7 protein-coding genes are annotated in these 7,242 nt (G+C 75.3%); 6 read left to right on the top strand and 1 reads right to left on the bottom strand.

Features of this window, described 5'->3' with window-relative positions; genetic code table 11:
- A partial coding sequence (locus PSD17_RS27620; protein WP_339125194.1) for an alpha/beta fold hydrolase occupies positions 1-655 on the top strand: 655 nt, incomplete at its 5' end.
- Here the strand turns inward: PSD17_RS27620 and PSD17_RS27615 are convergent.
- Positions 618-1,028 (bottom strand): TIGR03668 family PPOX class F420-dependent oxidoreductase, encoded by a 411-nt coding sequence (locus tag PSD17_RS27615; RefSeq protein WP_339125209.1) that lies wholly within the window; start codon positions 1,026-1,028, stop codon positions 618-620. The two genes, PSD17_RS27620 and PSD17_RS27615, sit on opposite strands and share 38 nt — an antisense overlap.
- Before the next feature lie 42 nt (positions 1,029-1,070).
- Between PSD17_RS27615 and PSD17_RS27610 the strand changes: the two genes are divergently transcribed.
- From PSD17_RS27610 to PSD17_RS27590, 5 genes are all read left to right on the top strand, one after another.
- Entirely contained in the window at positions 1,071-1,775 is a 705-nt protein-coding gene (locus tag PSD17_RS27610) for an MBL fold metallo-hydrolase (protein WP_339125193.1), read from the top strand.
- A 92-nt stretch (positions 1,776-1,867) separates the two neighbouring features.
- Positions 1,868-2,854, top strand: coding sequence for a pirin family protein (locus PSD17_RS27605; RefSeq protein ID WP_013675718.1), 987 nt, complete (start codon positions 1,868-1,870; stop codon positions 2,852-2,854).
- Positions 2,851-3,138, top strand: coding sequence for a GNAT family N-acetyltransferase (locus tag PSD17_RS27600; RefSeq protein ID WP_339125191.1), 288 nt, complete (start codon positions 2,851-2,853; stop codon positions 3,136-3,138). The genes PSD17_RS27605 and PSD17_RS27600 overlap by 4 nt, the downstream gene beginning before the upstream one ends.
- 86 nt (positions 3,139-3,224) lie before the next feature.
- A complete protein-coding gene (locus PSD17_RS27595; RefSeq protein ID WP_339125190.1) occupies positions 3,225-6,386 on the top strand; it encodes an SNF2-related protein in 3,162 nt (1,053 codons plus the stop codon).
- Complete coding sequence (locus PSD17_RS27590; RefSeq protein WP_339125188.1) at positions 6,376-7,242, top strand: SWIM zinc finger family protein; 867 nt, start codon at positions 6,376-6,378, stop codon at positions 7,240-7,242. The genes PSD17_RS27595 and PSD17_RS27590 overlap by 11 nt, the downstream gene beginning before the upstream one ends.

Below are 7,242 nucleotides of genomic sequence, written 5' to 3'. Positions count from 1 at the left end.
CCTCGCGGCCGCGACCGGGCGGCGCACCGTCGCCTTCTCCCGGCTCGGGCACGGCCGCTCCGGTCCGCCCGCCGCGCCGCGCGGGACCGACTTCATGCACGTGGAAGCCCGGGAGGTGCTGCCCGCCGTGCTGGCCGCGCTCGGCATCGCGTCCCCGATCCTGGTCGGACACAGCGACGGCGGCTCGATCGCGCTGCTGGCGGCGGCGTCGCAGCTGCCGTTGACCGGCGTTGCGGTGCTCGCGCCCCACGTGTTCGTGGAGGACGGCGGGCTCGCCTCGATCGCCACGACCCGCGCGGCGTTCGACGACGGCGCCCTGCGCGCGCGGATGGCCCGCCACCACGACGACCCGGACGTCATGTTCGGCAACTGGGTCGGCGTGTGGCTGGACCCGGGGTTCCGGTCCTGGGACATCACCGGCGAGCTGCCGCGGATCACCTGCCCGGTACTGGCGATCCAGGGCACGGCCGACGTCTACGGCACGGTCGCCCACGTCGAGGCGGTCCGCGATCTCGCGGCGGGCCCGGTCGAGCTGCTGCTGCTCGACTGCGGCCACTCTCCGCACCTGGAACGCCGCGACGACACCCTCGCCGCGGTGGCGGCCTTCGTGGCCGGCCTCACCGCGCCGTCCAGCCCGCCCAGCGCTCCGGCGTGAGGACGAGCACCGGGCCGGGCGGCGGGGCGTCGCGGTAGCGGGGGTACTTGGCCGCGAGCGCGTCCAGTGCGGGGCGGCACGCGGGGGCGTCGCGGATCTCGGCGGTGCCGTCGACGCGCACCCACCACAGCCGGTCCCAGTCGTCGTCGTAGTGGTCGACGAGCAGGGCCGCCCGCGGGTCCCGGTCGACGTCGTCGAGCCGGGCCAACCGCCTGCCGCTCTTGGGTTTGACGTCGTCGACCGCGCTCCACAGCAGGCCGTCGAGCAGCACGAACGTCACCGGGACGAGGCGCGGGGTGCCGTCGGCGCGCAGGGTGGCCAGCCGGGCCACCGGGGACGCGGCCACCCGGGCGCGCCGGTCGTCGTCGCTCATCGCGGGCACCGGTCCATTGTGGCGGGTCTACGCTGCGACGACATGGCCCATCCGCTCGCCGTACCGCTCGCCGAGGGAGCGTGGCGGCTGCCCACGGTCCGCGGCCCGTGGCTCAACACGTTCGTCTTCACCCAGGGCCCGGGGCGCGAGGTCACGCTCGTCGACACGGGGCTGCCGGGAGCACCGAAGCGGGTGCTCGCGGGTCTGGCCGCGATCGGGCGGACGCCGTCGGACGTCCGGCGCATCGTCGTCACGCACGCCCATCCCGACCACGCGGGCGGTGCCGCCGCCCTCGCCGCCGCGACCGGCGCCCCGGTCGCGCTGCACGGTGACGACGTCTCGTTCGCCCTGGCCGGGGCCGGTCCGCGGTTCGACCCGTCGACACGGGGCGGGCGGATCATGGCCCGGCTCGGCAAGGGGACATTCCCGCCGGTGGCGGTCGCCGAGGAGCTCACCGACGGCCAGGCGCTCGACGGCGGGCTGCACGTGCTCGCGACGGCCGGGCACACCCCCGGCCACGTCGCCCTGCTGCACGAGCCGAGCGGGGTGCTGGTCGTCGGGGACGCGCTGATGAACGTCGGACGGATGCGGGTCTCGCCGCGGGCGCTGTGCAACGACGCGCGGCTCTGCCGGCAGACGGTCCGCCGCCTCGCCGAGGTGGACCACTCCGTGCTGGCGTTCAGCCACGGGCAGTCGGTCGCCGACGGCGCGGCGCTCGGGGCGCACCTGCGGACCGCGCTCGTCTGAACGGGCCGGGAATGCCGGGAGCCCCGGCACCGTTCGACGAGATAGTTGCACGCTCAACTGACAGAGGGTGCTCACGACACGAGGAGGTCGCCATGCCGGCCGTCACCGTCGCCGACATCACCACGCTCGCCCGGGTTCCCGAAGCCGGGCCCACCGACCTGGACCGCCGCGTCCGCTCGGTGACCACCGCGCCGACCGGCTACGAGGGCGAGGGGTTCCCGGTCCGCCGCGCCTTCGCCGGTGTGGACCTGCGCGACCTCGACCCGTTCCTGCACATGGACCAGATGGGCGAGGTCGAGTACGCACCCGGTGAGCCGAAGGGCACGGCGTGGCACCCGCACCGCGGCTTCGAGACCGTCACCTACATCATCGACGGCACCTTCGAGCACATGGACTCCCACGGCGGCGGCGGGACGATCTCCGACGGCGACACGCAGTGGATGACCGCGGGCAGCGGGCTGCTGCACATCGAGCGGCCCCCGGAGGCGCTCGTCGCGAGCGGCGGCCTCTTCCACGGACTGCAGCTGTGGGTGAACCTGCCCAGGGCGGAGAAGTGGAGCGAGCCGAAGTACCAGGACCTGCGGGCGGCCGAGGCGGCCCTGCTCACCACAGCCGACGGCGGCGCCCTGATCCGGGTCATCGCCGGTGAGCTGGCCGGGCACACCGGTCCCGGCTCGACCCGCACCCCGATGGCGATGATGCACGCGACGATCAGCCCCGGCGCGCAGCTGCGGCTGCCGTGGCGCCGCGACTTCAACGCGCTGGTCTACGTGCTCTCCGGCGCGGGCAGCATCGGGCCCGACGGGCAGCCGATCGAGACCGGACAGCTCGTCGTGCTCGGGCCGGGCGACGTCATCACCGTCAACGGGGCGAACAAGCAGGAGTCGCGGCTGGCGGGCCTCGACGTCGTCGTGCTGGGCGGCCGCCCGATCCAGGAGCCGGTCGCGTGGGCGGGCCCGTTCGTCATGAACTCCAAGGCCGAGGTGCTGCAGGCCTTCGAGGACTACCAGAAGGGCAAGCTCGGCGTGATCCCGGCGAGCTACGTCCCGCACGGCGACCTGGGCGGGGCGACGTCGTGACCGACGTGGCGGAGCCCGCGCCGGTCGTCGTTGACCGCCCCGAGCGGTCCCGCTTCGAGGTCCTCGTCGGCGACGAGGTCGCGGGCCGCGCCTTCTACACGCTGGACGACGGGCTGATCGTGTTCACCCACACCGAGGTCGACGACCGGTTCGGCGGTCGCGGCCTCGGCGGGGTGCTGGCCCGCGGCGCGCTCGACGCCGCCCGTGCCCGCGGGCTGCGCGTCCGCCCGGACTGCCCCTTCATCCGGAGCTGGATCGAGAAGCACCCGGAGTACAGCCCGTGAGCGGCGATGGTCGCTGGAGCGACCATCGCCGCTCACGACCCCGGCGCCCGCCGGAGATCGTCGGTGGGCGGTCGTAGCCTGTCCGGGTGCTCGTCGTCCATGCCCTGTGGTCCCCCGGCCGGGGAGTGCTGCTGTGGGCCGAGGACGGCGAGCGGCCGGCCACCACCAGCGCCCGGTCGCTGCGCACGGCCCGCCCACACCCGTTCGCGGTGCCGTCGGGCGAGCTCGCGGCGCTGCACCCCGGCAAGGCAGCGTCCCTGGTGCTGCTGCTGCCGGGCCGGCCCTCGGGTCCGCTGGCCTCGCCCGAGCTCGTCCGGACGGGGCCGGTGCGGCGCCCGCGGGCGGCACCCGAGCTCCTGCCGTGGACGGTGCCGGCGCTGGCGGTCGACGCGGCGGAGCTGCGCGACCCGGTCCCCGAGGTCCGCTACGGCGCCTCCGTCGCGCACCTGCGCGCGGTGCTCGACCTCGCCGACGACCTCGCCGGTCGTGGCCGCGTCCTGCCGACGCTCGCCGCCGGCGAGGGCGGCGTCGCGTACGCGCGCTGGCGGCCCGTCGTCCAGGGCCTCGACGCGGTGGCCTTCGAGAGCCTGGTCGCGGGTGTGCCACCGGTCGGGCGGGCCGAGCGCCGCCCCCGGTCGGGTCCCGGCGCCCCGCCCGACGTCCGCGGCCACGACCCCCACACCCTGCTCACCGACGCGCTCGCCGTCCTCACCGACGCCGCGGTGCGCGACCGGCTGGCCCGTGCCGACGAACCCGTCGCCGTCCTGCCGCCGCGGCGGGGCCGGGCGCCCGCCGTCGCGCCAGTCGCCGAGTCGTGGCTCACCGCGCTCGTCTCCCCGGACGGGCGGATCGGCGGTGCCGCCGGCGTCGGGCGCCCGGAGCTCGACGAGCTGGCCCGCGCCGTCGCGGCGTGGGACGAGGTGGGGGCCGACGCCGCGGGCCCGGCGCGGGCGTCGTTCCGGCTGGCCGAGATCCCGGTGCTCGACGACCCGGCCGATCCCGAGAACCAGCTGGCGCCGAGCACCGACCAGACCGGGGACGGCACCAGGTGGGAGCTGCAGTTCTCGCTGCGCTCCACCGACGACCCGAGTCTGCTCGTGCCCGCGGCCCGGATCTGGGACGGCGCGGGCACGACGCTGACCCGGCTCATCGGCGAACCGCAGGAGCTGCTGCTGGCCGAGCTCGGCCGCGCCGCGCTGGTCTACCCGCGGCTCACGCGGGCGCTGCGGTCGGCCTGCCCCGAGGTCCTGCCGCTCGACGTCGAGGGCGCCGCCGAGTTCCTCACCGAGGTCGCCGGCAGGCTCCTCGCCGAGGGGTTCGACGTCGAGCTCCCCGCGGGGTGGGACGGCAGTCGCCGGCTGGGCCTACGGCTCTCGGCGAGCTCGACCGCCGCGCCCGGCGTCGTCGTCCGGGGCGGGCTGGGCCGCGAGGAGCTCGCCGCGTTCCGCTGGCAGCTCGCCGTCGGCGACGAGATCCTCGACGAGGACGAGATCGCCGAGCTCGTCGCCACCAAGGCTCCGCTCGTACGGCTGCGCGGCCAGTGGGTGACCGTCGACCCCGACCAGCTGCGCGCCGGCCTGGAGTTCATGCGCCGCAACGCCGGGCGACGGCGCAGCGCGGGCGAGGTCGTCGCCATGGCCGCGGCCCCGCCCGCCGACGCGCCACTGCCCGTCACCGGCGTCGAGGCCACCGGCTGGCTCGGCGACCTCATCAACGGCTCGGCCGAGCACACGCTCAGCCCGGTCGAGCCGCCGTCGTGGTTCACCGCCACGCTGCGGCCCTACCAGCAGCGCGGGCTGTCGTGGCTCGCGTTCCTGTCCGCGCTCGGGCTCGGCGCCTGCCTGGCCGACGACATGGGCCTGGGCAAGACCGTCCAGCTGCTCGCGCTGGAGTCCTACGAGCGCGACGCCGACCGGCACGCGCCGACGTTGCTGGTCTGCCCGATGTCGCTGGTCGGCACGTGGGAGCGCGAGGCGGCCCGGTTCGCGCCCCGCCTGCGGGTGCTCGTCCACCACGGCGGCGACCGCGGCGCCGGCGAGGAGTTCGACGCAGCCGCCGCGGCCGCCGATGTCGTCGTCACCACCTACGGCACCCTGGTGCGCGACGTCGAGCTGCTGGAGCGCCGCGGATGGCACCGGGTGGTGCTCGACGAGGCGCAGATGGTCAAGAACAGCCTGGCCGCGTCCGCGAGGGCGGTCCGCAGGCTGGCGGCCGGGCACCGGGTCGCGCTCACCGGGACCCCGATCGAGAACCGGCTGGCCGAGCTGTGGTCGGTGATGGACTTCCTCAACCCCGGCATGCTCGGCAGCGCCGAGCGCTTCCGGCAGCGCTTCGCGATCCCCGTCGAGCGCTACGGCGACGACGAGGCCGCCGCGCTGCTGCGCCGGCTCGTCGCGCCCTACCTGCTGCGCCGGGTCAAGACCGACCCCGGCGTGATCGACGACCTGCCGGAGAAGATCGAGATCACCCAGCACTACCGGCTCACCCGCGAGCAGGCGTCGCTGTACCGGACCGTCGTCGACGACATGCTCGACCGCATCGAGGGCACCGACGGCATCGCCCGTCGCGGCAACGTGCTGGCCGCGATGGCCAAGCTCAAGCAGGTGTGCAACCACCCGGCACAGCTGCTGCACGACGGCTCGCCGATCGGCCGGCGGTCGGGCAAGGTCACCCGGCTCGAGGAGATCCTGGAGAGCATCCTCGCCGAGGGCGACAAGGTGCTGTGCTTCACCCAGTACGCCGAGTTCGCCTCGATGCTGGTGCCGCACCTGTCCGGGCGCTTCGACCAGGAGGTCCTCTACCTGCACGGGGGCACCCCGAAGAAGCGCCGCGACGAGATGGTCGAGCGTTTCCAGTCCCCCGACGGGCCGGCGATCTTCCTGTTGTCGCTCAAGGCGGGCGGCACCGGCCTCACGCTCACGGCGGCCTCGCACGTCGTCCACCTCGACCGCTGGTGGAACCCGGCCGTCGAGAACCAGGCCACCGACCGGGCGTTCCGGATCGGGCAGCGGCGCAACGTGCAGGTCCGCACGCTCGTCTGCCCCGGCACCGTCGAGGAACGCATCGACGACCTGATCACCTCGAAGAAGGCGTTGTCGGGCAAGGTGATCGGCGACGGCGAGAACTGGGTGGGCGAGCTGGCCGACCTCTCGACCGAGAGGCTGCGCGAGGTCTTCGCGCTCAGCGGCGACGCGCTCGCCGACCCGGCCGACGATCCCGACGGGCAGGGGGTGCCCCGTGGCGCGTGAACCCGACCCGTTCTGGTGGCGCGACGCCGACGCCGGCGGCAGGCCGCGTCCGGTCACCGGTGGCATCCAGATCCACGCGACGCGCGGCGCGGTGGCGCGCACGTGGTGGTCGGCCCGGTTTCTGGCCGTCCTCGAGAGCCTCGTCGCGGGTGGGCGCCTCGCCCGCGGGCGCAGCTACGCCCGCGCCGGGCAGACGCTCGACATGCGCGTCGACCCCGGTTCGGTGACCGCGACCGTGCAGGGCAGCCGCCCGGAGCCCTACCGGGTGCGGATCGGCGTCACGACGTACGGGAAGCCGGAATGGGCGCGCGTCGAGGAGGCATTGGCGGCCGACGCCTGGTACGCCGCGACGCTGCTCGCCGGCTCGATGCCGCCGGAGATCGAGGGCCTGTTCGCGACGCTGGGGCTGGCCCTGTTCCCCGCCGACGGTCGCGACCTCGTGATGGACTGCTCATGTCCCGACCACGCGGTTCCCTGCAAGCACCTCGCGGCGGTGTTCTACCTGCTCGCCGAGCGGTTCGACGCCGACCCGTTCGAGGTGCTGGCGCTGCGTGGGCGCGACCGCGAGACGCTGCTGGCCAACCTGCGTTCGCGCCGGGCGGCGGTCGCGGCGCACGACGCCACGGGACCGGCGGGTCCGGGTGCCGAGGAGCCGGCGGCGCCGCCGCTGGCCGAGGTGCTCGACGACTTCTTCGCCGCGGGCCCGGGGCTCGACGACGCGCGCCGCGTCGTCCCCGTCCCGACGGCCCCCGACGCGCTGCTCGACCAGGTCCCCGGGTTCGCGATCGCGGTACGCGGCAGGAAGCTGGCCGACCTGCTGCGGCCGGTGTACTGGACGCTGGGCGACACCTCCTGA

Origin of the sequence: Pseudonocardia sp. D17 (assembly GCF_036984265.1) — a bacterium.
GTDB lineage: Bacteria > Actinomycetota > Actinomycetes > Mycobacteriales > Pseudonocardiaceae > Pseudonocardia > Pseudonocardia benzenivorans.
Note: the sequence above shows the minus strand (reverse complement) of the source record. Positions and strands in the feature narration are given on the sequence as shown.

What these genes read in the sequence shown, in the direction of transcription:
- PSD17_RS27615 (WP_339125209.1), bottom strand. Translation starts at nt 1,028, where the DNA reads ATGAGCGACGACGACCGGCGCGCCCGGGTGGCCGCGTCCCCGGTGGCC.
- PSD17_RS27610 (WP_339125193.1), top strand. Translation starts at nt 1,071, where the DNA reads ATGGCCCATCCGCTCGCCGTACCGCTCGCCGAGGGAGCGTGGCGGCTG.
- PSD17_RS27605 (WP_013675718.1), top strand. Translation starts at nt 1,868, where the DNA reads ATGCCGGCCGTCACCGTCGCCGACATCACCACGCTCGCCCGGGTTCCC.